Consider the following 24,075-nt stretch of genomic DNA (forward strand, 5'->3'; position numbering starts at 1 on the left):
GAGCATGAGTCCTGAGGTGGTTCGCTCCGATCTGGTCGTCGAGGCTGACGGTCTCGCCCGCTGCGGCTGGGTCGGCGCCGATCCGGATTACATCCGCTATCACGACGAGGAGTGGGGACAGCCGCTGCACGGTGACCGTGCCCTGTTCGAGAAGATGAGTCTCGAAGGGTTTCAGGCTGGGTTGTCGTGGATCACGATTCTGCGCAAGCGTCCGCGCTTCCGCGAGGTGTTCGAGGGCTTCGAGCCCGAGGTCGTCGCAACGTTCGGCGGCGACGATATCGAGCGCCTCATGGCGGATGCCGGAATCGTGCGCAACCGGGCCAAGATCGAGGCGACGATCTCCAACGCGAGGCTCGTGGCCGACATGGCAGCCGGGGAGCTCGACGCGCTGCTGTGGTCGTTCGCCGTGTCGGGCGGGGAACGGCCCCGTCCCAGGGCGCTGAGTGAGCTGCCGGCGACCACGGCGGCATCCGATGCCCTGAGCCGTGACCTCCGTCGCCGCGGGTTCCGATTCGTCGGGCCGACCACGATGTACGCCCTCATGCAGTCGGCCGGGATGGTCGACGATCACCTCGAAGGGTGCTGGCGAGCCGCCTGAATCGAGTCCTCGCGCGCTCGGATGCCTACCGCGACGCGTCGGTGTCCGGATCTGTCAGCTCGGGTGCGGCAAGCGCGACCCCGGTCTCGATCAGATGCGGGGCGTCATGGTCGACGACCTTCACGATCACCCCGCGGCGACGCAGTTCAGCGACGGTGCGGAGTTCTTCCCTGACGTCGCGCCCGAGAGCATGCACCGTCGCGACGACGACGACATCGCCGTGGCGCAGGCGCCCGAACAGGCGCGCGAGCCTGTCTTCCCAGGACTCGAGGGTCTCGGGAGACGGATGCCGAAAGCCATCGATCGGCACCCCGAACCGTGTCAGGGCGTCGCGCTGAGTCGCCACCGGCGGCATCCCCTCGCGGGACACGACGACACCGACCAGCCGAGCGTCCGAGGGGCGCGCCCGCCACCAGGCGCTGTCGGCGCGTTGCGGCGCGAAGCACGTCGGGCACTCCGCCGCCTGGTGCGCGCCGGGGGATGCCTCGACGGGCCCGCCGTGATCGTCAGTCATGGAGGCCTCCACGGCTATTGTGCCTGACGGTGTCGACACCGGCGTCGCGGCGACCGAATCAGTCTGCGCTCTCCAGTCGCAGTTCGACGTTGAGCTGCGAGGCGTCGAGTTCGGCGAGGGCCCGTCGCAGCGCCGCGCTGCCGAACTGGCCGCCGCCGCTGAGTTCGATCAGCCGCTCCCGGCGCACCCTGATGAGGGCGAGCCGCAGCTCGAGGATGTCGCGCGCCTCGTCGTCTTCTGCTTCACCGGCCTGGAGGAACAGGGGGCCGACGCGCTCGGTGAACTCCGGTGCGAAGGACGAGCCGTCGCGTCGGGTGAGCGAGCCGTCCTCCGCAGCCAGGAGGGCGGCCTGGTGCATTTCGCGCACGATCCGTTGCTGCTCGGATCGCACCAGGTTCTCGTCGTCGTCGTTCGAGACGCGCAGGAGGCGAACCAGAGCGGGGAGCGTGAAGCCCTGCAGCATGAGGCTCGTCAGGGCCACGGTGAAGGCGACGAAGATGAGGAAGTGCCGTGAGGGGGCATCCGCCGGCAGGGTTTGGGCTGCGGCGAGCGTGACGACGCCGCGCATACCCGACCAGACGATGATCGTCCCGTGCTTCCAGCCGAGGGGGGCGGTGCGGTAGTAGTTCAGGTCCGACATCGCGCGAGAGATCCGACGACGGAAGATCGCGAGGCGACGGTTCCAGCCGGCCTCGGTGATACGGCGACCGCGGTCACCGAGCTGTTGTGGGCCGCCCGCTTCGATCTCATCGATCCGGTCGGAAATGGCGTTCAGCCGCTCGGCGCGCCGGGGGTGCAGACGCCGGCCCTGACCCCACACCAGCAGCGTGACGTACCCGGCTCGGACCGCGAGCAGGATGCCGAAGGCTGCCCCCGCGATCCATAGGCCATGGGCGATGCCGTGGATGCCGTTGGCGGTGCCCGTGACGATCTCGCTCATCTCGAGGCCCATGATGAGGAAGACCCCGCCCTCCAGGATGAGCTCGACCGTGCGCCACGTGACGTGGTCGGACATGCGCTGTTCGGGCGTGAACCAGCGCGCAGCGCCCTGGCCCGTGACGATTCCCGCGACGACAGCGGCTACGAGGCCCGATCCGCCCAGCTCCTCGGTGGGCAGGTAAGCGACGAACGGCACGATGAATCCGGCGGCCGTCGTGGCTGCCGAGCTGCGCAACCACGACCTCAGGCGGAGGTTGGCGTAGCCCACGATCGCACCGATGACGATCGCGATGAACACCGCCCAGAAGAAGCCGCCGACAGCGTCGATGAGGGGCGGTGGCTGTCCCGTCGACGCGATCAACACGAAGGCGGCGACCGCCGAGTTCAGGATCACGAGCGCGCTCGCGTCGTTGAGGAGGCTCTCGCCCTCGAGCATCGTCACGACCCGTCGAGACACGCCGAGTCGTTTGGCGACCGCCGTCGCGACGGCATCCGTAGGGCTCAGGATCGCGCCGAGCGCGAGCGCGAGCGGGTAACCGAGGTCGGGGATCGCGACGTAGAAGAACGTGCCCAGCACGAACGAGCTCACGAACACGAGCACGACAGCGAGCCCCGCGATCGGGAGGAGGTCGCGACGGAACTCGACGGCGGGTAGTGACACCGCGGCCGAGTAGAGCAGTGGGGGCAGCACCCCCACCAGGATCCATTCCGGGTTGACGGTGATGTCGGGGAGGAACGGAAGGTAGCTCGCGACGATCCCGATGAGAACGAGAAGCAGCGGACCCGCGACTCTGATGCGCGGAGCCACTCTCGCCGTCATCGCGACGACGAGGACGCCGCCGATGACGAAGAGGAAGGCTTCCGTTGTGGTCACAGCAGTCCTCGTGCGGCCACCGCGTCCCGCTCGGCGACGAGCTCTGCCACCGACGCGTCGATGCGCGCCCGCGCGCGGGCGTCGACTTCGAGTCCCTCGATCACCCGGTAGCCGGTACCGTCCGAAGAGACCGGGAACGAGCAGATGAGTCCCTCCGGAACTCCGTACTCGCCGTGGGAGACGACTGCCGCGGAGGTCCACGCGACCCCTGCGGTCTCATCGCGGACGTGGTCGATCGCCGCCGCGGCAGCCGAGCCCACCGATGAGGATCCGCGGACCTCGATGATCTCGGCCCCGCGTTTGGCCACCCGGGGGATGAAGGTCTCATCGAGCCACGTCAGCGCCGCTTGCTTGCCGCCGAGTCGTGCCGCCAGCGCCGCGCGCGCCGGCATCCCGTCGACGACGGCATGGTCGACGTCGGGGAACTGCGTCGCCGAGTGGTTACCCCAGATCGTCATCCGGGCGATGCTCGCCGCCGGTCGCTCCAGGGCGCCCGCCACCTGTGCGAGCGCACGGTTGTGGTCCAGGCGCGTGAGCGCGGCGAACCGCTCGGCAGGCACGTCGGGAGCTGACGCCGACGCGATGAGGGCGTTCGTGTTGGCGGGGTTTCCGACCACCAGCACACGCACGTCAGGTGCTGCCGCGTGCGCGATGGCTGCCCCCTGCGGGCCGAAGATCCCGGCGTTGGCCTCGAGCAGATCGGCGCGTTCCATGCCTGCCGTGCGGGGTCGGGCTCCGACCAGAAGCGCGACGTTGCACCCGTCGAAGCCGGTGCGGGCGTCGTCGGTGACCTCGACGTCTGACAGCAGGGGAAACGCGCCGTCCATGAGTTCGAGTGCGGCGCCCTCAGCCGCTCGCATGCCCTGCGGTATCTCCAGCAACCTCAGCCGCACGGGCCGGTCGGGTCCGAGCATGTCGCCTGCCGCGATGCGGAACAGCAGCGCGTAGCCGATCTGCCCGCCTGCGCCGGTGATGGTGACTGTCGTGGGCGTCGCGTCGGGGGCCATGATCCAGAGCGTAGCCTTCGACCGCGTTGCGGGGTGGCCCGATGGTCCTGCCTCAGCGGCTGCCCGTGGGCGCACCAGGGTCGCCGGCGCGCAGGAGGTCCGCTGCGATCTCCCCGATCACGATCGCCGGAGCGTGGGTGTGCCCGCGGATGATCGTCGGCATGACCGATGCATCGGCCACGCGCAGGCCCGAAACGCCGCGGACACGCAGTTCGGGATCCACCACGGATGCGGCGTCTGTCCCCATGCGAGCCGTGCCGACGGGGTGGTAGAGCGTGTGTGAGTACCGGCGCAGCGACAGCTCGATGCGCTCGGCGCTTCTCATCTGCTCCCCGCCCTCTGGCTGAACCCACCCGCCGGTCGTCATGGCGCTCAGGGACGATGTTGCGATGAGCTTCTCGCACACCTCGAGACCGGCGCGCAGGGTCGCGGCATCCGTGCCCTCGGGGTCGCTGAGATAGGCGGGGTCGATGAGGGGGTGGACGTGGGGATCGGTGGAGGCAAGACGGATGCTGCCGCGACTGCGCGGGCGCAACAGGATCGCGCCGACAGTGATGCCCTCGCCCGGGAGAGGAACGAGGCCCTCGCCGACATAGGGGGCTGCAGCGAAGATGATCTCGATGTCGGGGAGGCCTTCGGGCATACCGACACGGTCGGCCAGTTCGGTGCGGACGAAGCCGTGAGCCTCGGCGACGTTCGAGGTGAGCATTCCGCGCCGCGCGGTGAGGTAGCGAAGCAGCTCGGCCGGCCGTTCGGCGCCGTACAGCGTGCCACCCGACGCGGCAGGGGCAAGCCCCGCGACGAGGTGGTCCTGCAGGTTCTTGCCAACCTCGGGGGAGTCCACGAGTGGACGGATGCCGACCTCGGCGAGCTCGTCTGCCGGCCCGATGCCCGAGAGCATCAGGATCTGGGGCGTGTTGATCGCGCCGCCGCACAGGATCACCTCGCGCCGGGCGCGAGCGTGTCGCGTCGTGCCAGCGATGTCGACGTAGACCCCGGTGGCCCGCGGCTCGCTGTCGCCGTTAGCGGTGACCGTCACGCGGCGCACATGGGCATTGGTCACCACGCGGAGGTTCGGCCGTGAGGCGGCGGGCCGCAGGTACGTGTCGGCGGTCGACGCGCGGGCGCCGCGCCGCTGCGTCACCATCGTCTGCGAGAAACCCTGACCGGCAGGGAGGTTCGCTTCGGTGATGGCGTATCCGAGCTCCCGTGCTGCACCGAGAAACGCCGTGGTGTGGGGCCGCGGGTCGCGCTGCCGTTCGACATCCTGTGGGCCCGACCGTCCAAGCGATGGGTCCACGGCATCCTGCACGTTCTCGATTCGGCGCAGCACGGGCAGTACGCCATCCCACGACCAGCGCGCGCCCGCAGCCGCACCCCACTCGTCATAGTCGGCCGCAAACCCGCGTACCCACATCATGGCGTTCAGTGACGACGAGCCGCCAAGCGTCTTGCCGCGCGGCCAGTAGACCTGGCGACCCTCGAGCTCGGGCTGGGGCACGGTGTCGTATCCCCAGTCGTATGGACTGCGGAACAGCTTCTTGAAGGCGGCCGGGACGTGCAGTTCCAGGGCGCGGTCGGGGCCTCCCGCTTCCAGCAGCAGCACCGTGACGCTCGGATCCTCGCTCAATCGTGCGGCCAGCGTTGCACCGGACGATCCCGCACCGACGATGACGTAGTCGGCCTCGAGCTCCCCGCGACGTCGCCGCGTGCTTCGGGGGCGTCCGCTGTTGGTCACGACCGGAACGCCGATTCGAGAATGCCGAGCAGCGTCGTCAGGCGCGGGCGAATGCGGAACCGTGTGAGCAGTCGCCCGCCGTCGGCGGCGCCGGGACTGGTGACGAACCAGGGTGGGCGCGGAAGGGCCGAGAACGTGCCCGCGCCGACCAGAGAGCCGGCCGAGCGGGGGAAGGGACGGAAGGGACCGCGCATGACCCCCCGCTCGATGTCATCGAGCAGCAGCGCATTGTGGACCACACCGATGCCGCTCTGGACGTCATCGAGCGTCCCGCCGGGGTAGGCACCCCACGGCATCGTCGGGATGCCGAACGCGACACCGGTCCAGGTGTTGATCGCCACCGTGCCATAGCGCAGCTCCGCGATCGCGTTCTCGAAACCGTCGCCGAGTGCTGCCTCAGTGACGGGATCGATAAGGAGGTTGGCGCCGAGGGTTCCGGTGAGTCGGTCGTTCGCGTACTCGACAGCCGCGTCGAGGAACTCCTGGCCATTGCCGGGGAGTGTCACCACGCCCAGCGCCGGCGCGAAATACTCCGTGGTCTCGATCGGCGTCGGGTCGGCATCCGTGCCAACCGCGATGACCGCGCGGGTGTGGCCCGACGACCAGTGTGCGCTCGGGTAGGTGTCGGCAACCTCGGCCAGACGCACCTGGGCCCCCGGATACCAGACCGGCCGTTGCGGTGCGCGGGCCATCGCCGATTCCACCTCCGCGAGGAACTGCTCGCGCTGGGCCCACTCGGCACTCAGGATCACGACCTGTCCGGCTACGCAGTTGTGGCCGCTGTTGTGCAGGCGCATCGTTGCGACGTGTTCGGCCTGGAAGCGCAGGTCGGCATCGGACCAGGGGCCCGGAACGACGATGATCGGCGATACACCGCCGAGTTCGGCGGTGATCGGCACCGACAAGCGCGGGCGGGCGCGGCGCTTGCCCGTCGTGGTGCGGCCGAACACGATCGTCTCGAACGTGCGGGCGGCTCCCGTGATGTGCACGTGGTCGATGCCGGCGTGCTCGGTGAGGGCGGCGCCCACCTCACCGCCGCCCTGCACGATGCGCAGAAGGCCGAGTGAAATCAGGGGCGCCAGGGCGCGGCCGAACACCGGAGCAAGCGGGTCCTGCGTCGGGTTGATCTTGAGGATGCTGACCCGGTTGTGCGCGATGAGTTCGTACAGCACATCGAGGACGGGGATCGAGGTGATGTTGCCCGCACCCAGAACGAGCCCGACCCCACCGGACTCTTCTGCCGAGAGCTGACCGAGACCGGCCTTGCGTTGTGCCTCGGCGAGAGTGACTCCTGGACGCAGCCACACCTCGCCGGTGTAGCCCGAGACGAGGAGGCTATCGACCGCGCGCGTCGGGAACGCGTGCACCCGGACCCGGCCGCCGGGCGCCTGATCGACTCGCACATGATCGAGCGGGCTGGCGCCGACCCGCAGGCTCAAGAGAGTCTCGAGGTACGCGTCGATCGCGACAACCGTCGCGTAGGGCCCCGTGAGCCACTCCTCGCCGACGAGGGGGCTCCTCGGATCAAGGCCCTTCGACCGGGCTGCGGTGAGCGCCCATTCCTCTGCTTCAACGGCCACGGTGGCGCGGATGCTGCGAAGCAGACGGATCCGCTGCGTGAGGGTCAGTGCGCTCCAGGTGCGAGTCCCCGCACGCAGCTCCTCGATCTCTGCGTCGAGCGACTCGGTGACCGAGGCGTTATCGGCCACGGTGCTCGCGGCGGGACGAACGGATGACGGCATGGGCGCGCTCCTTCGGACGTGCCTCCAGCATATGTCCGCGGCACGGCGTCTCACCTGCTGTGAAGCGCCGTCTCACTACCCGATCAGGGAGTCAGGAGATCAGTGCGAGCTCGCGCAGCTTCGCCTCGACATCCGCGTTACTGGGCTCGACATGGTGCGTCGCATCGGGATAGACCACGACGGGAATGTTGGTGCGACCAGAGATGTCGCGCGCGACATCCGCCGCCGCCGGGTCGGTCTCGAGGTCGACGTACTCGTAGGAGACGCCGAGTTCATCGAGCTGCGCCTTGGTGCGTCGGCAGTCGCGGCACCAGTCAGCGCCGAACATCGTCAGGGTGCCAGAGGTTTCCGAAGTCATGAATCCAGCGTACGACTGCCGCGCACCCGTCGGCCGGTCAGTCTGTGGATGCGCTATGGATCGGTGGACAGCGTTTCAGTGAACTCGCCACGGCATGACAGCATTGATCCATGGATCTTTCCATCGTGGTGCCGACATACAACGAGGCACCCAACATCGCGGAACTCGTGACTCGGGTTGCATCGGCGACGAGCGGCATCCGTGCGGAGATCGTCTTCGTCGATGACAGCACCGACACTACCGCTGATGAGATCCGCCGGGTAGCCCGTGAAGCGGCGATTCCGGTGCGCCTCATTCACCGCGACATTCCCACGGGCGGCCTCGGCGGAGCGGTGATGGTGGGGTTCGATGCGGCGACCTCCGACATCTGCGTGGTCATGGATGGCGACCTGCAGCATCCGCCCGAGGATATTCCTCGCCTGTGGCGTCGCTACGGAGTTGGCGACGTCGATGTCGTCGTCGCTTCGCGATACAGCGGCGAGGGCACCAATGACGGACTCGCCGGAGCATCCCGTGTTGCCGTATCGAAGTCGGCGACGCTTCTGACCAAGGCGATGTTCCCGGGCCGCCTCAAGGGCGTCACCGATCCGATGACGGGCTTCTTCCTCATCAATCGACGCCGCCTCGACCTGCGCACGCTCAAGCCGCGCGGCTTCAAGATCCTCCTCGAGATCCTCGCCCGCACCAACCTGCGGGTCGCTGAGGTGCCGTTCGATTTCGCCGACCGCAACGCCGGCGAATCCAAGGCCTCGTTCCGACAGGGCGTGCATTTCCTTGCACAGCTGACGATGCTGCGCTTCGGCAAGATGTCGATGTTCGCCGTCATCGGCGGCCTGGGTGCCGTCGCCAACATCGTGATCGTCTGGCTGTTGACCCGATGGGGAGTCCATGACATTCCCGCGATGATCGTCGCGGCCGAGACCACGATCATCGCCAACTTCCTGCTGCAGGAACGGTTCGTCTTCCAGGACATGAAGGCCGAGGCATCCGGTGTCTGGGCGCGCTTTGCGAAGTCGTTCGGCTTCAACAATGCCGAGGCGATCGTGCGGATCCCGCTGACGGCGCTCCTGGTCTCGACGTGGCATATCTCGGTGGTCATCGCGACAGCGATCACGCTCGCGCTCGCCTTCGTTGCACGGTTCCTGTTCCACGCGCTCGTGGTCTACGCACCCTCGCGCAGCCGGCGTACGGGCGCCAAGACCCGCACCCGCGAGGTTCTCGAAGAACTCGACGAGCAGGTGATGGCTCCCGGCGAGCTCTGAGCCGCCGGATCCGGTAACGCGGGGTCAGCCGATCTGCCGCGCGAGGTCCCCGACCGACATCCCGTAGTTCATGCGGATGACGGGGAGCGCGAGCTTGTCGGTGCCGATGTGCACGTAGCCGTAGTCGATCGTTCGCGCCATCTCGAACCCGGCAGCTGCGACGCCCGCCTTGGCGGTGTCGTTGTAGTGGCCGAACGGATAGGCGATGACTTCCTTCGCGCCGATGTACGCGGCGGAGGCCTCAAGATCGGCGGCGATGACGTCGGCGGACTCGTTGACCATCCGTCCCTTACCATCCGCGCCGGCTCGGTGCATGTCCTCGGTGTGCGACCGGACGATGACGTACGGAGACGGATGCAGGTCCCGCCGATCTCGCGTGATCATGAACGAGGTCGTGAGCACGTGGTGCGCGTCGACTACGGGGACTGCCAGCTGGTACCAGGTGTCGTCGGCGTCGTCATCCGTCACGATGACCGAGTGGTTCGGCAGGAACAGCCGACCATCGATGAAGGCGCTCAGCTCATCCCACGTCGGAAGGTAGAAGCCTTGGTCGGCGATGTAGGCCATCTGCTGCTCGAAGTCGCCGATATAGGCGAAGTTCAGGCGCAGCCAGCCTGACTCCCCCTCGGGCTTCGAGGTGAACTGGTGGTACATGAGGATCGGGATCTGCGCGTCCTCGGCGGCGTTAGCCTCGGGAGTCGTCCACGCACCATAGAGAGTGCGCTCTCGCTCGTCGCACGTGACGAGCTCCGACCCGTTGACGCGGTCGGCGATGCTGAGATCCTCGGCGCCGGCGGGCGTGGCGTACCATCCGGCGAAAACCGCCCCCTCGCGGGACGGGATCGGAAGCCCGGTGTAGAGCTGACCCTCGTGCTGCAGCATCGGCGGCACGTCGAGGTCGGCGGCCTCGAACGACACCGCGCAGGTCGTCGTATCGCCGCTGTCAACGAGCATCTGCTGCGTTGCGCTCAAGGGTGGAGGAGTAGCGGGCTGCGTGGGTGTTGTGGCGGGTGCTGCCGATGTCCCCGGATCTGTCAGGCTGATGGTTGCTACCGCGCCGACGATCAGTGCCACCAGCGCCACGGCCACCAGGGCAGCCCACAGAACCATGCCATGGCGCGGGTGCGCGTGTGCTGGTGCACGATGCACCGGACCCGCAGTCCCCTGCCCGCTCATTGGCTACCCCAGTCAGACACCGCGGCCCCGAGCCGCGCACCGCGTACGGCGCGGCGTCCGACGCGCACCATCACGCGCGATAGGAGGATTGTATTCGTGAATGATGTCCCAACCATCGATGTTGTGGCCGCTGTCGTCACAGACGGTGACGAGATCCTGGTGTGCCGGCGTGCGGCTCACATCGGTCAGTCGGGCCGCTGGGAGTTCCCCGGGGGCAAGGTCGAGCCAGGGGAAGACCCGATCGATGCTCTCGTGCGTGAAGTGCAGGAGGAGCTCGGTGTCGGCATCCGTGTCACGGGACATCTGTCGACCGACGACACTCACGTCGGCGACCGCATCATTCGCCTCGCCTGCTATCGCGCGGAACTGGAGGGCGAGCGACCGACGGAAAGTACCGATCACGACGAGCTGCGGTGGGTCGGTGTCGGCGACCTCGACCAGTTCTGGTGGGCTGAGCCCGACCTGCCAGCTGTGCGGATTCTGACCGCGGAGTAGCATGCGAGCGTGCCTCGCTACGTGATCACGCTCGTCGGAGAGGACCGCTCGGGACTGGTCTCGGCGGTTGCGGATGCTGTCAGCGCCCACGGGGGCAACTGGGAGGGAAGCCAGCTCGCCGAGCGCGCCGGCGTGTTCGCCGGAGTGATCGAGATCTCGGTTCCCGAGGAGTCGGCGGCGGTGCTGCTGGATGCGCTGCTAGCGCTCGATGAGACCCTCACAGTCACGGCGCTCTCGGGGGCCGATGCCGCAGCGGCGAACCGCGCGGCCAGTTCCCTCGTGATCTCGCTGATCGCCAACGACCGCCCCGGGATCATCCGCGACGTTTCGGCCGTGCTCGCGGCGCACGAGCTCAGCATCGACGACCTGTCGACCGAGGTGCGGGATGCCGCAATGTCCGGAGGGCGCATCTTCGAGGCATCCGTGCTGGCCCACGCTGCCGCAGGCACAGACCTTTCCCGCGTGAAGGAAGACCTCGAGAAGCTTGCTGCAGAGCTGCAGGTCGAGATCGCCATCGGCTGACGCCGGGCGTCACGTTCAGGTCACTGACGCGCGAGGGCGTCCCAGTTGATCTCGATGTGCGTCGGGTCGCTCGGTGAGATCAGTGCCGGGAGGGTCGAGCCGACGCGCGGCCAGTACTTCGCGCTCGTCACGACCTCGGTGCTGATCCGTGTCTCCGGGATGCCTGCAGTGGTTGTGACGACCTCGAGCTGACACGCCTGGTAACGAGCGCGACCCTCACGGTCGGATACCGAAACCACCCGCACCGTGCCGCGCACCGCATCGGCGAGCGGATCGCGGGTGTACTTCTCGAGCATGTGCGCGGCCTCTTCGACCCAGGGCTCCTCCATGCCCGCAGCCTACGGGACGCGCCGTTACGCCCGTGTCACCGGGTGAGCTCAGCTTGCCCGGGCGGGCGCGGTGCCGGATGCCTCGAGCCGACGCAGTCGCCGCCGCGCCATGTCATGCGCTCGCGGACCGCTACCGAGGCTCTTGCCGGCGACGAACAGCACGAACCGGGTCATCGTGACCACCGGCAGCCATGAGCGGCGAAGCCCCAGCATCCGTCGGTACTCGCGGGGGATCGTCGCCACAGCGCCCGCGAACAGCAGACGGTAGGCCCACCGGAGCGACCCATCGAGCGGGACTCGGCGGAGGAACCGCACGACATCCTGCACGCGCTCGTCGCCGCGCAGGATGCCGCGGTCGAGGCATCCGTGCATGCGGGCGTGCAGCTCTGCGGCGGTCTCGGGCGGATCAGTCACGCCCATGAGTCGGCCAGCGGTAGCCCACTCGCGAACGTAGGCGTCAGGCCCGCCGGGGATCGGACCGCCCCAGGTTTCGTGGCAGGTGAGGAAGGCGTCAGTGAACGCGAGGTGCACCCACTCGACGAGGTCGGCGTCGGCTGCCGAGTATGCCCGAGTCGCGCCGGTGCTGTCGCGATACTCGCCTGCCACCTCGCTGTGAAATCGCGCGACGCGGCCGAGTTCGGCATCCACCTGCTCCTGCGACCCGAACGTGACGCAGATCACCCAGCGGACGGTTCCGGCCAGGCGCCCCAGAGGGTCTTCGCGGTAGCGCGACCAGTCGTGCACCCCTGCCATCGCACCCGGATGCAGAGCCTGCATCAGCAGGGCACGGATGCCCGCGACGAGCGTTGGCATGCCCGCGTGCACTGTCCATGCTGCGCCGTCTTCGGCGAACAGGCCGGGATCGTCGCCGCGCTCGAGGCGCTGAACCCACGGCGGCATCCCGTTCGGATCCCCCGACAGCGGCACGAGCAAGCGGGCTCGAAGTCCGGGTCGGCGGGTCACTCTTTCAGGATGCCATCGCCGTGGAGCGGTGGCTCCGGATCAGGCTTCCACGGGATGGGATGCAGCAAGTGCGGCATCCAGGTCGTCGAGAATCTGTGCACAGTGGGTGACGTCTTCGGGGGTGCCCGCCAGTTCGAACTCGAACAGCACGGGTCTGCCCGACTTGGTGGCGAGTTCGCGGGCCGCGGCCTGGTAGTAGACGCCGAAGTTGCGGTTGCCCGACCCGATGATCCCGACCATGCGGCGCCGGTTTGCGGGAGAGCGCAGGAAGCTACGGACGCCTGCGGGCAGAGTCACCTCGTCGGCGTTGCCTGCCTTGTACGACGGGGTCAGCAACACCCAGGGGCCGGATGCCTCGGTGCGTCGGACGTTCGCGTCGGCGAGGTTGTGCACGGCCCGGCCGGTCGCCTCGGCCAGGTGCTGCGCGAAGCGCCCCGTGAGGTTCGAGGTCGACGAGTAGAAGTAGACAGGCGTCTTGTCCACGCATTCAGTGTCTCGCGTGAGGGGCACGTCGGGGGTGGTGCAGGGCCGGGGATAAGGATCCGCGGTGCGAGCAACCGTCATCTCCTTCCGAGGCCTGTTCGGTGTCCGCGGCGAGGTCTACGCTCGGCCGCATGGACACGACCATCTCGGCCGACGGTACGCGCATCGCCTACGAGACCTTCGGGTCGGGACGGCCCGTCGTCATCGTCGGCGGAGCCTTCTCAACCGCGAGCGACGGAGTACCGCTTGCGGATGCTCTCGCCGCTCCTGGTCTTCACGGGGTGACTGGCGATCGTAGTGCCCGAGGTAGCAGCGGAGATACCGCGCCATACGCACCCGAGCGCGAAGCGGAGGATGTGGCAGCAGTCGTGGATGCCGTCGGCGGCCGCGCGGCACTTCTTGGGCATTCCTCGGGTGCGGTGCTCGCGCTGCTGGCGGCATCCCGCGGCGCTCAGGTGTCGCATCTCTTCCTGTCGGAGCCGCCGCTGGGCTTCGGGAAGTCGCACCTCCCTGCCGACCTGCCCGAGACGCTGCAGAGTCTGCTCGACGAGGGACGGCCCGAAGAGGTCGTCACGATCTTCCGACCACGGTGCTCTGCGGCGCCGAGACGTTCCCCTTCCTTGAGGTCTCATCTCGCGCGCTCGCCGAGGCGATGCCAGCTGCACAACTCGTCATCGTGCCCGAGTCCCGCGGGCATCGCCCCGATCCTGCCGCGACGGCTCGCGTGGTCGCGGAGTGGCTCGGCGCGGTCTGAGAACGACTCAGTCAGCGAACACGGAGTGGATGTCTGACGAGAACGTCTGTCCGTTGATCTCGAGGTACAGGTGCTTCTCGGTGACCGAGACGGTCAGTGCCGTTCGCCGCTCGATACCCGACGCGGCCGACTCGAGGAAGCCGCGGTCGAAGCTGATGACGGGAATGTCTTCGCCACGGTGGATGCGTTTGCCAGCCCAGCTCGCAACGAGCTTGGCCGGATCCCGGTGCGTGTACACAGCCACACGCTCGGCCTTCATGCTGCCCTCGTGAAGTCGCGCGGCATCCGGGGCCCCGACCTCGATCCAGGCCGTCAGGGCGCCGGTAGCGTCGCGGACCACAATCGCCGGCTCATCCGTCGAGGAGAGGCCCTCGGTGAAGGCGATGCCCTCTTCGTACTCGAAGGTGTAGGCGAGCACGCGCGTGAGCATGAAAACGTCGGTCTCAGATGGATGCCGCGCCACCCGGAGCGACAGGTCGTCGTAGACGCCACGGTCGACATCCGCCAGTGTCACCGTGAACGTGTAGATCGTCGCGCCCGCAGCCATCTCGCCAGCCTAGGGTTCGATTACTCGTCGGCGTAGCTCATCGGCATCTCGATGACCTCGAAGATCGCGGGTGAGTACCAACGTTCGCGGCCCCCGCGTCCAAATGTGCCAAGCGATCGAAGCCAGCCGCGAGTCTCTGCGTTCTTGATGAGGTTCCGAGTCCCCTGGTTTGTGAGTTCGAGTTCGTCTTGCACGGACTTCACGGTCACGAAAGGGTTGCGCACGATGATGTCCACGAGTCTGGGCAAGCTCGAGCGTTCTTTGATCGCGTCGGAGTGGTAGCTCTCGCGAATGGAGATGAGGCGTCGCGAGCGAGTCACGGCGTCGTCAGCTTGGGCGCGGACTGCTGTGAGAAAAAAGACGAGCCACCCCTCGATGTCAGCGCTCTCACGAACTGATTGAAGCCGTTCGTAGTACTCGTCGCGGTGGGTTTCAAAGTAGTTCGAGAGGTAGAGCAGAGGCAGCGGCAGACGCTTGCGCTCCATGAGCAGAAGGTTGATGAGTAGTCGACCGATTCGGCCATTTCCATCGAGAAACGGGTGGATGGTCTCGAACTGGTAGTGCATCAAGGCCGCCTGGATGAGTGCGGGTAGTGCGCGCCCGTCATCGTTGACGAAGCGTTCCCAGTCCGCGAGCAGGTCACCGAGGTGTTGGGGCAACGGTGGCACGAACGTCGCGTTACTCGGGGTGGCGCCCGCCCGGCCGACCCACACGGGGGAACGCCGAAACTCACCGGGCGACTTCTCCTCGCCGCGCACCCCCGTCAATAGGGTCTCGTGAACCCGAAGAATGAGCCGCTGAGTTATGGGAAGGGTCGCGGCCAACTCGTAGGCCTGTCGGGTCGCTTCGAGGTAGCGCTGCACCTCGGCCGTGTCATCGTTGCGCGCGTCGGCATCCACCTCCGCTTGGAAGACATCCGACAGTGAGGCTTGGGTTCCTTCGATCCGAGAGCTGGCAAGTGCCTCGCGGCGAAGGTACGGGCCGATGAGCAGGCTGGGGTCGGTGATGAGCATCCCCAGACCCTGCAGGTGCCCGAGGGCGGCGTCCGCTTCCGAAAGGGATGCGACGACGGGACTCGTCAGTTCGAGATTGCGAGGGATCGGCTTCGGCAAGTAGTAGACGAAGGCGTCCTTCCTGCCGGGCTCGCGCGTTGCGCTACCGAACACGGAATCCACGAATTGAGTTGCATCCACAGGGTTACGCTACAACAGATACAGCCTTTCAGTTGGAGCGTAAGTGACGTGGGGCAACTGCAGTTGGAGCGTCACCTGGAGCCTTCTACTCGCACCTGTTCGTAGTTGGAGCGTGGGCTCCGGCGGCTCGTGAAAAAAGCAAAACCCCCGCCATGTAGAAGCTAGGCGAGGGTTTCTGGGACCGTTGTAACGACGGTCCTTGTGGCTCCGACGGGCGTCGATCCCGTGACCTCACGATTTTCAGTCGTGCGCTCTACCAACTGAGCTACAGAGCCGCACGGCAGCCGAAGTTGCCGCGTCCTATACGCGAAGAGCCCTCTCGAAAAAGGGCCCGTCGCTTTCGGAGCGACCCTGACGGGACTTGAACCCGCGACCTCCGCCGTGACAGGGCGGCACGCTAACCAACTGCGCTACAGGGCCATGCTTATTCAATTGTAGGGTGACCCCAACGGGATTCGAACCCGTGCTACCGCCGTGAAAGGGCGGCGTCCTAGGCCGCTAAACGATGGGGCCGGATGAACTCCAGCATCCTTCGAAAAGGACCCCGGGGGCTCACGCTTACCGACGGTCAAGCATACGCAATACCCGAGGGATCCGCCAATCGACGGTGCGACACACGGATGCCGACCTGCAGCCTCCCACGCGGGTCTACCCGCGACGCAGCTGAGCCGGCGGTAGCGTCGGGCTCGTGCCGGTGCCGCCTCCGCAGAGATTCCGCCGCTCTCCCGCGTGGTTTCTCGGTCGCATCGTGCGCCGCATCCGTCTGTTCGCGAAGCCCCGTGTGGATGTCGCTACCGATGAGCCGGACTGGATTCTCGAGCGCGATGTGCCGGTCGCGATGCGCGACGGGACGGTTCTGCGCGTCAATGTGTTCCGGCCCCGTGGCGAGGAGCCGGTGCCGGTCATCATGTCGGCACATCCTTATGGCAAGGATGCCGTGCCGGCGCGCTCGCGCAGCCGCCGCGCACTGAACCCGCAGTACCGGATCATGCCGCAGCCCGACCGGGTCGGGATCTCGGCGTGGACGGGATGGGAGGCGCCCGACCCGGCGTTCTGGGTGCCGCGAGGCTACGCGGTCGTGAACGCGGATGCCCGGGGCGGCGGCACGTCGGAGGGACAGGCGCACCTGTTCGAGGCGCAGGAGGCAGACGACTACGAAGACCTCATCGCGTGGGCGGGAACCCAGCCCTGGTCGACCGGAAAAGTCGGGCTCGACGGGGTCTCGTACCTTGCCCTCTCGCAGTACGCGGTAGCGGCCCGAGCGCCCGAGCACCTTGCGGCGATCTGTCCGTGGGAGGGATTCAGCGACCTCTACCGCGACTTCGTCTGGCCCGGCGGCATCCATGAGAACGGATTCTCGGTGCTGTGGTCGACCCTGACCTCGCGCGCTGCCCGGGTTGCGCCACCCTCGCTGCGCCGGGAGTTCGCGCGGCACACCACGCGCGACCAGTGGTACCGCGACCGCACCCCCGACATCGACAACATCGGCGTCCCAACGCTCATCTGCGGCAGCTTCTCGGACCACAACCTCCACACCCGCGGATCGTTCGAAGTCTTCGGCCGTGCGGGCCAGGCGCTTCCGGAGCGTCCCCGCCGCTGGCTTTACACCCACCGCGGCGGCAAATGGGCCACGTACTACAGCACGGATGCCGCCAGCATCCGTGCCCGCTTCTTCGATCACACTCTTCGTGGACTCGAGAACGGCTGGGATGCGCTTCCGCCAGTGCGCCTGGCCGTCTACGAAAGCGGGCCCACACCGGTCGCCGTCACCGCGGAGTCCGCGTGGCCACCGGCGGACCTGAGGATGCGCCGGCTGTTCCTCGACGGGATGGACGGTTCACTCCACGACGATCCATCTCCCGCGACCGTGCAGACCGGCTTCGCGATGAACGGTCCGGGACTCGAGTGGACGTGGCGCATCCCTGAAGGCCTGGACGTCATTGGACCGATGTCGCTGCGGCTGCACGTATCGGCACGGGCTGCCGACGACCTCACGCTGTTCGTCGGCGTCCGCAAGGTCGCGGATGGCGCCGTCGTGCCGTTCGAGGGGTCGTACGGATTCGACCGGGCGTGGATGTCGTACGGATGGCAACGTGTGGGTTACCGCGACCTCGATCCAGACCTCGCAACCGACCTGCGCCCCGTCCACACCTTCGAGCACCGAGCACCGATCCGCCCCGGCGAGATCATCCCGGTCGACATCGAGGTGCGCGAGCACGCAACCCGGTTCCGGGCGGGTGAGCAGCTGAGACTCGTCATCCGCGGCCGTTGGGTCCACAGCCGCAACCCCGTCACGGGGAGCTTCCCCGCTGGGTACGTGCGCCGTCGGGGCGGGACCGCGATCATCCACACCGGTCCGGAGCATCCGTCGTCGCTGCTGCTGGGGCACCGGCCACCAGCCGGATCGCCCGGCGAGCCCTGGCTCGAGAGCGCTTCGTGACCGGATGCCGAAGTCCGACGTCCCTCGCGAAACCTGTTGTTTGTGTGACTGATGTTGTTAGTGTGAAGACGTTCTGTGTGACAGGAGGAACTGGTGGAGCTCGAATCGAGCGCTGAGGAGTGCGGCTGCGCGCCCACACCCCGAGAGCGTCGTGCGCTCTCGCGCCGCTCCGCACTGGGCATCGGAATCACCGGAGGACTTCTCCTGTTCGGCGGCGCATCGGCGTTCAGCCTCGCTCCCGCCTTCGCTGAGTCGTACCCCAGCTGGGATGACGTGCAGAACGCGAAGGCGAACGAAGCCGCCAAGTCTCGCGAGGTTACGCGCATCGAGGGACTGATCCGCGACTTGACCGCCGAGGTCGAGCGCACACAGGCCGAAGCGCAGCGACTCTCGGATGAGTTCTACGTCGCGCAGCAGGCGTACTTCGACGCCGCCAAGCGTGCCGATGACCTGCAGGCGCAGGCTGACGAGCAAGCCGCGGCAGCCGATGAGGCTGCGCAGAAGGCCGGTCGCGTCGCCGCGCAGCTCTACCGCGACGGCGGCGATGACACCGCCATGCAGTTGTTCTTCTCGGGATCCGCGGTCGGGGCAGACGAACTGCTCGCGCGCCTCGGGACGATGGACAAGCTGCTCGAGCGCAACCAGACCGTGTACGACGACGCGGTCAGGGCACGGGATGCCGCCCAAAGCTACAGCGACCAGGCAGTCCAGGCCCGCAACGAGCGTGACCGGCTACAGCAAGAGGCCGAGCAGAAGATGATCGCAGCCCAAGAGGCTGCCGCGGCAGCGCAGGTGGCCCTTGACAATCAGACGACCCACCTCGGCAACCTGCAAGCCCAGCTTGCTGCGCTGAAGGACGAAACGGCCAAGACCGTCGCCGGCTACCAGGCCGGCGTGGAAGCAGAACGCAAGGCTCGCGAGGAGCGGGAGCGCAAGGCACGGGAAGAGGCTGCGCGCATCGCACGCGAACAGGCCGCGAACGGCGGTGGCAACGGTGGTGCCGTCACGGGCGGAGGATGGGCGCGTCCGTCATCCGGGTACGTGTCTTCGGGTTACGGCGCCCGCTCGAGCGTGTGCAACGCGAACTACTGCTCTTCGAGCTTCCACTACGGCTACGACTTCGCTCCCGGCTGCGGCGCTGCGATCTACGCGGCGGGCGCTGGCCGAGTCGTCTACGTCGGACGAAACGGCGGATACGGGAACTACATCAAGATCGACCACGGCGGCGGCATCGGCACCGGCTACGCGCACATCGTCGACGGTGGGTTCTGGGTGAGCTACGGCCAGCAGGTATCCGCCGGGCAGGCCATCGCGGCGACCGGAAACACCGGCAACTCCTTCGGCTGCCACCTTCACTTCGAGACGTACGTCAACGGAGCAGCGGTCAACCCGTCCGGGTTCATGGCAGCCCGCGGCGTCTACTTCTAGGCCGCCCGCGGCCCCGAGAAACACGAAGCCGCGGCATCCGTCTCAGACACCGCGGCTCGCGTGATGGGTTCAGAGCGTGTTGGGCGCTTCGCCCTCACCCTGCGTGCGGGTCTCGCCCTCGTGCTCATCGAAGCGCTCGGCGGCTTCGATGATCAGGCGCTCAGCCTCGGCGGCATCCGCCCAGTCGTCGACCTTGACCCACTTGCCCGGCTCGAGGTCTTTGTAGTGCTCGAAGAAGTGCGCGATCTCCTTCTTCGTGTACTCGGGGATGTCGGCGACATCCTGGATGTGGTCCCACCGCGGGTCCTTCGCGAGGACCGCCACGACCTTGTCGTCGCCGCCTGCCTCGTCGCTCATCTTCAGCACGCCGACAGGGCGAACCTTGGCCAGGATGCCGGGGTAGAGGTCGCGGTCGAGCAGGATCAGAACGTCGAGCGGGTCGCCGTCCTCGCCCAGCGTGTTCTCGAAGAAGCCGTAGTTGGCGGGGTAGCCGAAGACGGTGTAGAGGATGCGGTCGAGGAAGACGCGGCCGGTGCCGTGGTCGACCTCGTACTTCACGCGGCTGCCACGCGGGATCTCGATGACGGCGTCGTACGCGCCCATGCTCTGTGCTCCTTTGTCGATGACGGATGCCGCCGACCAGCCTAGTGCGCCGGGTTGACCCGCCCGAGCCCTCGCACTTGTCGCTAACTCCGCAAGATCGGCGCTGATTCGCGCCTGACCCGCCCGCCGAGCCTGCCCGGCGGGCGGATATGAGGAGTTAACGACGGCGTGCGGCCGGTAGCGTGGCGGCGTGGACGTTCGGCCTGGCCTCGATCCGGCCGTCGCGGAGGTGCGGCGGGCGGTGCGGCGCGCCCTCGAGGCCCTTCCCGAGGACTCGACGGTCATCGTGGCCTTGTCGGGTGGGCCGGATTCCCTGGCTCTCGCGGCTGCGACGGCCTTCGAGGCGCCCAAGCGCGGGATTACCGGAGTCGCCGTCACCGTCGACCACGGACTGCAGAAAGGGTCGGCCGACGTCGCAGCGGCCGCCGCCCGCGCGGCCGAGGGCTTCGGACTCGTCGCCCGCGTCACCCGGGTCGACGTGCGGGAGGGCGGCGGACCTGAAGCAGCGGCGCGGGACGCGCGCTACGAGGCGCTCGACGCCGTCGCGCGCGAGGTGGGCGCCGAAGCCATCCTCGTCGGCCATACCCTCGACGATCAGGCCGAGACGGTGCTGCTGGGGCTTGCCCGCGGGTCGGGGGCGTCGAGCCTGCAGGGCATGGCCCCGGCCGCCGAGCGGCGCGACGGATGCCGCATCCTGCGCCCCTTGCTCGAGGTGCGCCGCGAAACGACGCGGGCCGCGTGCGCCGCGCAGGACCTGGAGCCGTGGCTCGATCCCCACAACGCCGACCCGCGGTACACCCGGGTCCGGGTTCGCGAAACGGTGCTGCCGACACTCGAGCGCGAGCTCGGCCCGGGCGTTGCGGAGGCGCTTGCGCGCACGGCGGCGCAACTGCGCGAGGACGCTGAAGCCTTCGACGAGATGATCGACGAGATCATCGAGGACGTCGTCGAGCACGCCGAAGCCGGCATCTCGCTCTCGATCGGGGCGCTGGCCGCCAACCCGGCGGCGCTGCGGCACCGGCTCATCCGCCACGTCGTCGCCGCCGAGTTCGGGCAGAGCCTCACGCGCTCGCAGACCCTCGACGTGGCGCGACTCGTGACCGACTGGCGCGGGCAGGGGCCGATCGATCTGCCCGGATGCCGTGCCGCCCGGATCAATGGTCGAATCGAGTTCACGGCGCGTTAGCGGTCCGCCTATGCTCGGAGGCATGCGTGCCGAGGAGGTCCAGTCCGACATCACCCGAGTGCTCGTGACGGAGGAGCAGATCCGCGCGAAGCTCGACGAGGTCGCGGCGCAGGTGACAGCTGATTACGAGGGCAAAGAACTCCTGCTCGTGGGGGTACTCAAGGGCGCGGTCATGGTCATGGCCGACTTCGCTCGCGCGCTGCCGACGCACGTGACGATGGACTGGATGGCAGTTTCCTCCTACGGCACCGGTACGCGCTCGAGCGGCGTGGTCCAGATCCGCAAAGACCTCGACACCGACCTCCACGGCAAGCACGTGCTGATCGTCGAAGACATCATCGACTCGGGCCTCACCCTCAGCTGGCTTCTGACCAACTTCGCCTCGCGGGGCGCGGCATCCGTCGAGGTCTTCGCCCTGTTCCGCAAGCCGGATGCCGCCAAGGTCGAGGTGGATTGCCGGTACATCGGCTTCGACATCCCGAACGAGTTCGTCGTCGGCTACGGACTCGACTACGCCGAGAAGTATCGGAACCTGCGCGACGTCGCCGTGCTTGCTCCCCACGTCTACAGCTGAGACACCTGCGATCGCGCCCGCTCCGGCGTGCCAGGCGGTCGGTCGCGCCGTCTTGCGGGTGTGCGCTTCAGCGGGTGACGTCTCGGCGCGACTGAGTGATGTCGTCCAGCGGGCACACTGATTCGGTCGCGTCATGCTGCGGGTGCGCGCTCCCGGAGGCCGCAGGAAGGCGCGACCGAACGAGGGTCACAGTGCCGATACGCACGGCATTCGGGGTACGCCGTGGGCGAATGCTCAGACGTGGCATAGCAAGCCCGCGATAGCCTGTCTGCACCGTTTCCGCGTTCCCGCGCGGATCGGCGCCTGATCGACGGAGGGACCGGGTTCGCCCCGAACCATGGATTTCAAGAAGCTCACACGCAACCCGCTGCTGTATGTCGCGCTCATCGCGGTGTTCCTCATCATCGGATTCACGCTGATGTCGAGCCTGGGCGGTGCCAAGCAGATCACCACCCAGCAGGGTCTTGACCTGCTCGCAGGCAACACGGTCACCGAGGTTGTGAACACCGACGGCGATCAGCGGGTCGACATGACGCTGTCGACGCCGTTTGAGGGCGCCACCGACGTCCAGTTCTATTACGTGACCGCGCGCGCCGAAGAGGTCGTGAACGCGATCGATGCGGCAAACCCCGCCGACGGATACAACGACGTCGTGCCCCGGGCTACCTGGTTCGACGGCTTCCTCTCGCTCTTCCTCCCGATCCTGCTGCTGGGTGTGCTCTTCTGGTTCCTGCTCTCCTCTGCCCAGGGCGGCGGCAGCAAGGTCATGCAGTTCGGTCGCTCCCGCGCAAAGCTCGTCACGAAAGAGAGCCCGACCGTCACCTTCGACGATGTCGCCGGGTCGGATGAGGCGATCGAAGAACTGCAGGAGATCAAGGACTTCCTGAAGGAGCCGGCGAAGTTCCAGGCCGTCGGCGCGCGCATTCCCAAGGGCGTCCTGCTCTACGGTCCTCCCGGAACCGGTAAGACTCTGCTTGCGCGCGCTGTCGCTGGCGAGGCGGGAGTGCCGTTCTACTCGATCTCGGGTTCGGACTTCGTCGAGATGTTCGTCGGCGTCGGCGCGAGCCGCGTCCGCGACCTGTTCAACCAGGCCAAGGAGAGCGCGCCAGCGATCATCTTCATCGACGAGATCGACGCCGTCGGTCGTCACCGCGGCGCCGGTATGGGCGGTGGCCACGACGAGCGCGAGCAGACGCTGAACCAGATGCTCGTCGAGATGGACGGGTTCGACCCCAAGGCCAACGTCATCGTCATCGCGGCCACGAACCGTCCCGACATCCTCGACCCGGCGCTGCTGCGCCCCGGCCGTTTCGACCGCCAGATCGGTGTGGACGCCCCCGACCTGCAGGGACGCAAGCGCATCCTCGAGGTGCACGGGCGTGGCAAGCCGCTCGCCGACGGTGTCGACCTCGAGGTCGTCGCTCGCAAGACCCCCGGCTTCACGGGTGCCGACCTCGCGAACGTCCTCAACGAGGCAGCCCTGCTGACGGCACGCTCGAACGCGCAGCTGATCGACAACCGCGCCCTCGATGAGGCGATCGACCGTGTGCTCGCGGGTCCCCAGCGCCGCACGCGCATCATGAAGGACAAAGAGAAGCTCATCACGGCTTACCACGAGGGTGGGCACGCCCTTGCTGCGGCAGCGATGAACTACACCGACCCGGTCACCAAGATCACGATCCTGCCGCGCGGCCGCGCTCTCGGCTACACGATGGTCATGCCGCTGGATGACAAGTACTCGGTGACCCGCAACGAGCTGCAGGATCAGCTTGCGTACTCGATGGGCGGCCGCGTGGCCGAAGAGATCGTGTTCCACGACCCCACCACGGGTGCCTCCAACGACATCGAGAAGGCGACAGGCATCGCCCGCAAGATGGTCACCGAGTACGGCATGACCACCGATGTCGGGCCGGTCAAGCTCGGGCAAGGCTCGGGTGAGGTGTTCATGGGTCGCGACATGGGTCACGGTCGTGACTACAGCGAGCGCATCGCCGAGCGAGTGGACGCCGAGGTGCGGGCCCTCATCGAGCAAGCCCACAACGAGGCCTACCAAGTCATCAACGACAACCGCGACATCCTCGACAAGCTCGCTCTCGAACTCCTCGAGAAGGAGACGCTCGACCACCTCGAGATCGAAGAGATCTTCAAGGATGTCAAGAAGCTGCCCGAGCGCCCGCAGTGGCTCTCGAGCGAGCAGCGTCCGGTGTCGGTGTTGCCTCCGGTCGAGGTTCCGCGTCGCCCCGCGCCGGCAGGTGTCGCCGCCTCGACCGAGGCCGACACGGGCTCTGCCGAGAAGGCGCCGCGTCGCCGGCCGACCGGGCAGGCGCGTCCCGCAACCGCGTAGGCTCGC

General features: G+C 67.6%; 23 protein-coding genes and 3 tRNA genes. 10 read left to right on the forward strand and 16 right to left on the reverse strand.

Annotated elements, in window-relative coordinates:
* Positions 1-4: 4 nt before the first annotated feature.
* Positions 5-598 carry a DNA-3-methyladenine glycosylase I gene (locus AADH62_RS03780; RefSeq protein WP_331790863.1) on the forward strand — a complete coding sequence of 198 codons (594 nt, stop codon included), beginning with the start codon at positions 5-7 and terminating at the stop codon, positions 596-598.
* A 25-nt stretch (positions 599-623) separates the two neighbouring features.
* On the opposite strand, the gene AADH62_RS03785 is transcribed toward AADH62_RS03780, so the two are convergent.
* From AADH62_RS03785 to AADH62_RS03810, 6 genes are all read right to left on the reverse strand, one after another.
* Entirely contained in the window at positions 624-1,112 is a 489-nt protein-coding gene (locus AADH62_RS03785; protein ID WP_331790862.1) for a recombinase family protein, read from the reverse strand.
* Between the two features lie 58 nt (positions 1,113-1,170).
* Positions 1,171-2,925 carry a sodium:proton antiporter gene (locus AADH62_RS03790; RefSeq protein ID WP_331790861.1) on the reverse strand — a complete coding sequence of 585 codons (1,755 nt, stop codon included), beginning with the start codon at positions 2,923-2,925 and terminating at the stop codon, positions 1,171-1,173.
* Positions 2,922-3,932, reverse strand: coding sequence for a malate dehydrogenase (locus AADH62_RS03795; protein ID WP_331790860.1), 1,011 nt, complete (start codon positions 3,930-3,932; stop codon positions 2,922-2,924). Before AADH62_RS03795 ends, AADH62_RS03790 begins: the two co-directional genes overlap by 4 nt.
* 52 nt (positions 3,933-3,984) lie before the next feature.
* Positions 3,985-5,670 carry a GMC family oxidoreductase gene (locus tag AADH62_RS03800; RefSeq protein WP_341578336.1) on the reverse strand — a complete coding sequence of 562 codons (1,686 nt, stop codon included), beginning with the start codon at positions 5,668-5,670 and terminating at the stop codon, positions 3,985-3,987.
* Complete coding sequence (locus AADH62_RS03805) at positions 5,667-7,412, reverse strand: aldehyde dehydrogenase family protein (RefSeq protein ID WP_341578337.1); 1,746 nt, start codon at positions 7,410-7,412, stop codon at positions 5,667-5,669. The genes AADH62_RS03800 and AADH62_RS03805 overlap by 4 nt, the downstream gene beginning before the upstream one ends.
* 91 nt (positions 7,413-7,503) lie before the next feature.
* On the reverse strand, positions 7,504-7,770 hold the full coding sequence (locus AADH62_RS03810; RefSeq protein WP_341578338.1) for a glutaredoxin family protein: 267 nt from the start codon (positions 7,768-7,770) through the stop codon (positions 7,504-7,506).
* A gap of 110 nt (positions 7,771-7,880) precedes the next feature.
* Between AADH62_RS03810 and AADH62_RS03815 the strand changes: the two genes are divergently transcribed.
* Positions 7,881-9,032 carry a glycosyltransferase gene (locus AADH62_RS03815; protein WP_341578339.1) on the forward strand — a complete coding sequence of 384 codons (1,152 nt, stop codon included), beginning with the start codon at positions 7,881-7,883 and terminating at the stop codon, positions 9,030-9,032.
* 24 nt (positions 9,033-9,056) lie between these two features.
* Here the strand turns inward: AADH62_RS03815 and AADH62_RS03820 are convergent, their stop codons facing one another.
* Positions 9,057-10,121, reverse strand: a complete 1,065-nt coding sequence (locus AADH62_RS03820; protein ID WP_341578340.1) for a xylanase — start codon at positions 10,119-10,121, stop codon at positions 9,057-9,059.
* 183 nt (positions 10,122-10,304) lie between these two features.
* Between AADH62_RS03820 and AADH62_RS03825 the strand changes: the two genes are divergently transcribed.
* Together AADH62_RS03825 and AADH62_RS03830 are read left to right on the forward strand one after the other, a co-directional pair.
* Positions 10,305-10,703, forward strand: a complete 399-nt coding sequence (locus AADH62_RS03825) for a (deoxy)nucleoside triphosphate pyrophosphohydrolase (protein WP_341578341.1) — start codon at positions 10,305-10,307, stop codon at positions 10,701-10,703.
* A gap of 9 nt (positions 10,704-10,712) precedes the next feature.
* Positions 10,713-11,225 carry a glycine cleavage system protein R gene (locus tag AADH62_RS03830; protein WP_341578342.1) on the forward strand — a complete coding sequence of 171 codons (513 nt, stop codon included), beginning with the start codon at positions 10,713-10,715 and terminating at the stop codon, positions 11,223-11,225.
* A 20-nt stretch (positions 11,226-11,245) separates the two neighbouring features.
* Here the strand turns inward: AADH62_RS03830 and AADH62_RS03835 are convergent, their stop codons facing one another.
* The 3 genes from AADH62_RS03835 to nrdI all read right to left on the reverse strand — a co-directional run bounded on the left by AADH62_RS03835 (position 11,246) and on the right by nrdI (position 13,000).
* Positions 11,246-11,554 (reverse strand): hypothetical protein, encoded by a 309-nt coding sequence (locus AADH62_RS03835; protein ID WP_341578343.1) that lies wholly within the window; start codon positions 11,552-11,554, stop codon positions 11,246-11,248.
* 48 nt (positions 11,555-11,602) lie between these two features.
* The gene (locus AADH62_RS03840) at positions 11,603-12,454 is read right to left on the reverse strand and encodes an oxygenase MpaB family protein (RefSeq protein ID WP_425355644.1); all 852 of its coding nucleotides are present in this window, start codon (positions 12,452-12,454) and stop codon (positions 11,603-11,605) included.
* Positions 12,455-12,556: 102 nt separating this feature from the next.
* On the reverse strand, positions 12,557-13,000 hold the full coding sequence (gene nrdI, locus AADH62_RS03845) for a class Ib ribonucleoside-diphosphate reductase assembly flavoprotein NrdI (RefSeq protein WP_341578345.1): 444 nt from the start codon (positions 12,998-13,000) through the stop codon (positions 12,557-12,559).
* Between the two features lie 131 nt (positions 13,001-13,131).
* Here nrdI and AADH62_RS03850 point away from each other — a divergent pair, with 131 nt between their 5' ends.
* A complete protein-coding gene (locus AADH62_RS03850) occupies positions 13,132-13,791 on the forward strand; it encodes an alpha/beta hydrolase (RefSeq protein ID WP_341578346.1) in 660 nt (219 codons plus the stop codon).
* On the opposite strand, the gene AADH62_RS03855 is transcribed toward AADH62_RS03850, so the two are convergent.
* From AADH62_RS03855 to AADH62_RS03875, 5 genes are all read right to left on the reverse strand, one after another.
* Positions 13,762-14,301 carry a YaeQ family protein gene (locus AADH62_RS03855; RefSeq protein ID WP_341578347.1) on the reverse strand — a complete coding sequence of 180 codons (540 nt, stop codon included), beginning with the start codon at positions 14,299-14,301 and terminating at the stop codon, positions 13,762-13,764. The two genes, AADH62_RS03850 and AADH62_RS03855, sit on opposite strands and share 30 nt — an antisense overlap.
* 20 nt (positions 14,302-14,321) lie before the next feature.
* Complete coding sequence (locus AADH62_RS03860) at positions 14,322-15,494, reverse strand: Fic family protein (protein WP_341578348.1); 1,173 nt, start codon at positions 15,492-15,494, stop codon at positions 14,322-14,324.
* A gap of 202 nt (positions 15,495-15,696) precedes the next feature.
* Positions 15,697-15,769, reverse strand: a tRNA-Phe gene (locus AADH62_RS03865).
* A gap of 71 nt (positions 15,770-15,840) precedes the next feature.
* A tRNA-Asp gene (locus AADH62_RS03870) sits at positions 15,841-15,914 on the reverse strand.
* Positions 15,915-15,934: 20 nt separating this feature from the next.
* Positions 15,935-16,007: transfer RNA gene (locus AADH62_RS03875), tRNA-Glu, on the reverse strand.
* Positions 16,008-16,182: 175 nt separating this feature from the next.
* On the opposite strand from AADH62_RS03875, the gene AADH62_RS03880 reads away from it, so the two are divergent.
* Both AADH62_RS03880 and AADH62_RS03885 read left to right on the forward strand, forming a co-directional pair.
* Positions 16,183-17,934 (forward strand): CocE/NonD family hydrolase, encoded by a 1,752-nt coding sequence (locus tag AADH62_RS03880; protein ID WP_341578349.1) that lies wholly within the window; start codon positions 16,183-16,185, stop codon positions 17,932-17,934.
* A 93-nt stretch (positions 17,935-18,027) separates the two neighbouring features.
* Positions 18,028-19,362, forward strand: coding sequence for a peptidoglycan DD-metalloendopeptidase family protein (locus AADH62_RS03885; protein WP_425355639.1), 1,335 nt, complete (start codon positions 18,028-18,030; stop codon positions 19,360-19,362).
* A 69-nt stretch (positions 19,363-19,431) separates the two neighbouring features.
* On the opposite strand, the gene ppa is transcribed toward AADH62_RS03885, so the two are convergent.
* Complete coding sequence (gene ppa / locus AADH62_RS03890) at positions 19,432-20,250, reverse strand: inorganic diphosphatase (protein WP_341578350.1); 819 nt, start codon at positions 20,248-20,250, stop codon at positions 19,432-19,434.
* On the opposite strand from ppa, the gene tilS reads away from it, so the two are divergent.
* The 3 genes from tilS (at position 20,156) to ftsH (ending at position 24,069) form a co-directional block, all read left to right on the forward strand.
* A complete protein-coding gene (gene tilS / locus AADH62_RS03895) occupies positions 20,156-21,151 on the forward strand; it encodes a tRNA lysidine(34) synthetase TilS (RefSeq protein ID WP_341578351.1) in 996 nt (331 codons plus the stop codon). The genes ppa and tilS overlap by 95 nt on opposite strands.
* Positions 21,152-21,173: 22 nt before the next feature.
* Positions 21,174-21,725, forward strand: coding sequence for a hypoxanthine phosphoribosyltransferase (gene hpt / locus AADH62_RS03900; protein ID WP_292713024.1), 552 nt, complete (start codon positions 21,174-21,176; stop codon positions 21,723-21,725).
* A gap of 337 nt (positions 21,726-22,062) precedes the next feature.
* Positions 22,063-24,069: an ATP-dependent zinc metalloprotease FtsH gene (gene ftsH, locus AADH62_RS03905; RefSeq protein ID WP_341578352.1), complete on the forward strand. Its 2,007-nt coding sequence runs from the start codon at positions 22,063-22,065 to the stop codon at positions 24,067-24,069.
* Positions 24,070-24,075 lie beyond the last annotated feature (6 nt).

The organism is Microbacterium schleiferi (assembly GCF_038150145.1).
In the GTDB taxonomy this organism is placed as follows: Bacteria; Actinomycetota; Actinomycetes; order Actinomycetales; family Microbacteriaceae; genus Microbacterium; species Microbacterium schleiferi_B.

Excerpts from the sequence above, each read along its gene's own strand:
- AADH62_RS03850 (WP_341578346.1), top strand. The coding sequence starts at position 13,132 with ATGGACACGACCATCTCGGCCGACGGTACGCGCATCGCCTACGAGACC.
- ftsH (WP_341578352.1), top strand. The coding sequence starts at position 22,063 with ATGGATTTCAAGAAGCTCACACGCAACCCGCTGCTGTATGTCGCGCTC.
- AADH62_RS03840 (WP_425355644.1), bottom strand. The coding sequence starts at position 12,454 with ATGCCGCCGTGGGTTCAGCGCCTCGAGCGCGGCGACGATCCCGGCCTG.
- AADH62_RS03805 (WP_341578337.1), bottom strand. The coding sequence starts at position 7,412 with ATGCCGTCATCCGTTCGTCCCGCCGCGAGCACCGTGGCCGATAACGCC.
- AADH62_RS03785 (WP_331790862.1), bottom strand. The coding sequence starts at position 1,112 with ATGACTGACGATCACGGCGGGCCCGTCGAGGCATCCCCCGGCGCGCAC.
- AADH62_RS03855 (WP_341578347.1), bottom strand. The coding sequence starts at position 14,301 with ATGGCTGCGGGCGCGACGATCTACACGTTCACGGTGACACTGGCGGAT.
- ppa (WP_341578350.1), bottom strand. The coding sequence starts at position 20,250 with ATGACCGTCGAGTCCTCGGGAAGGGCCTCGAGGGCGCGCCGCACCGCC.
- AADH62_RS03780 (WP_331790863.1), top strand. The coding sequence starts at position 5 with ATGAGTCCTGAGGTGGTTCGCTCCGATCTGGTCGTCGAGGCTGACGGT.
- AADH62_RS03815 (WP_341578339.1), top strand. The coding sequence starts at position 7,881 with ATGGATCTTTCCATCGTGGTGCCGACATACAACGAGGCACCCAACATC.
- hpt (WP_292713024.1), top strand. The coding sequence starts at position 21,174 with ATGCGTGCCGAGGAGGTCCAGTCCGACATCACCCGAGTGCTCGTGACG.
- AADH62_RS03810 (WP_341578338.1), bottom strand. The coding sequence starts at position 7,770 with ATGACTTCGGAAACCTCTGGCACCCTGACGATGTTCGGCGCTGACTGG.
- AADH62_RS03835 (WP_341578343.1), bottom strand. The coding sequence starts at position 11,554 with ATGGAGGAGCCCTGGGTCGAAGAGGCCGCGCACATGCTCGAGAAGTAC.
- AADH62_RS03795 (WP_331790860.1), bottom strand. The coding sequence starts at position 3,932 with ATGGCCCCCGACGCGACGCCCACGACAGTCACCATCACCGGCGCAGGC.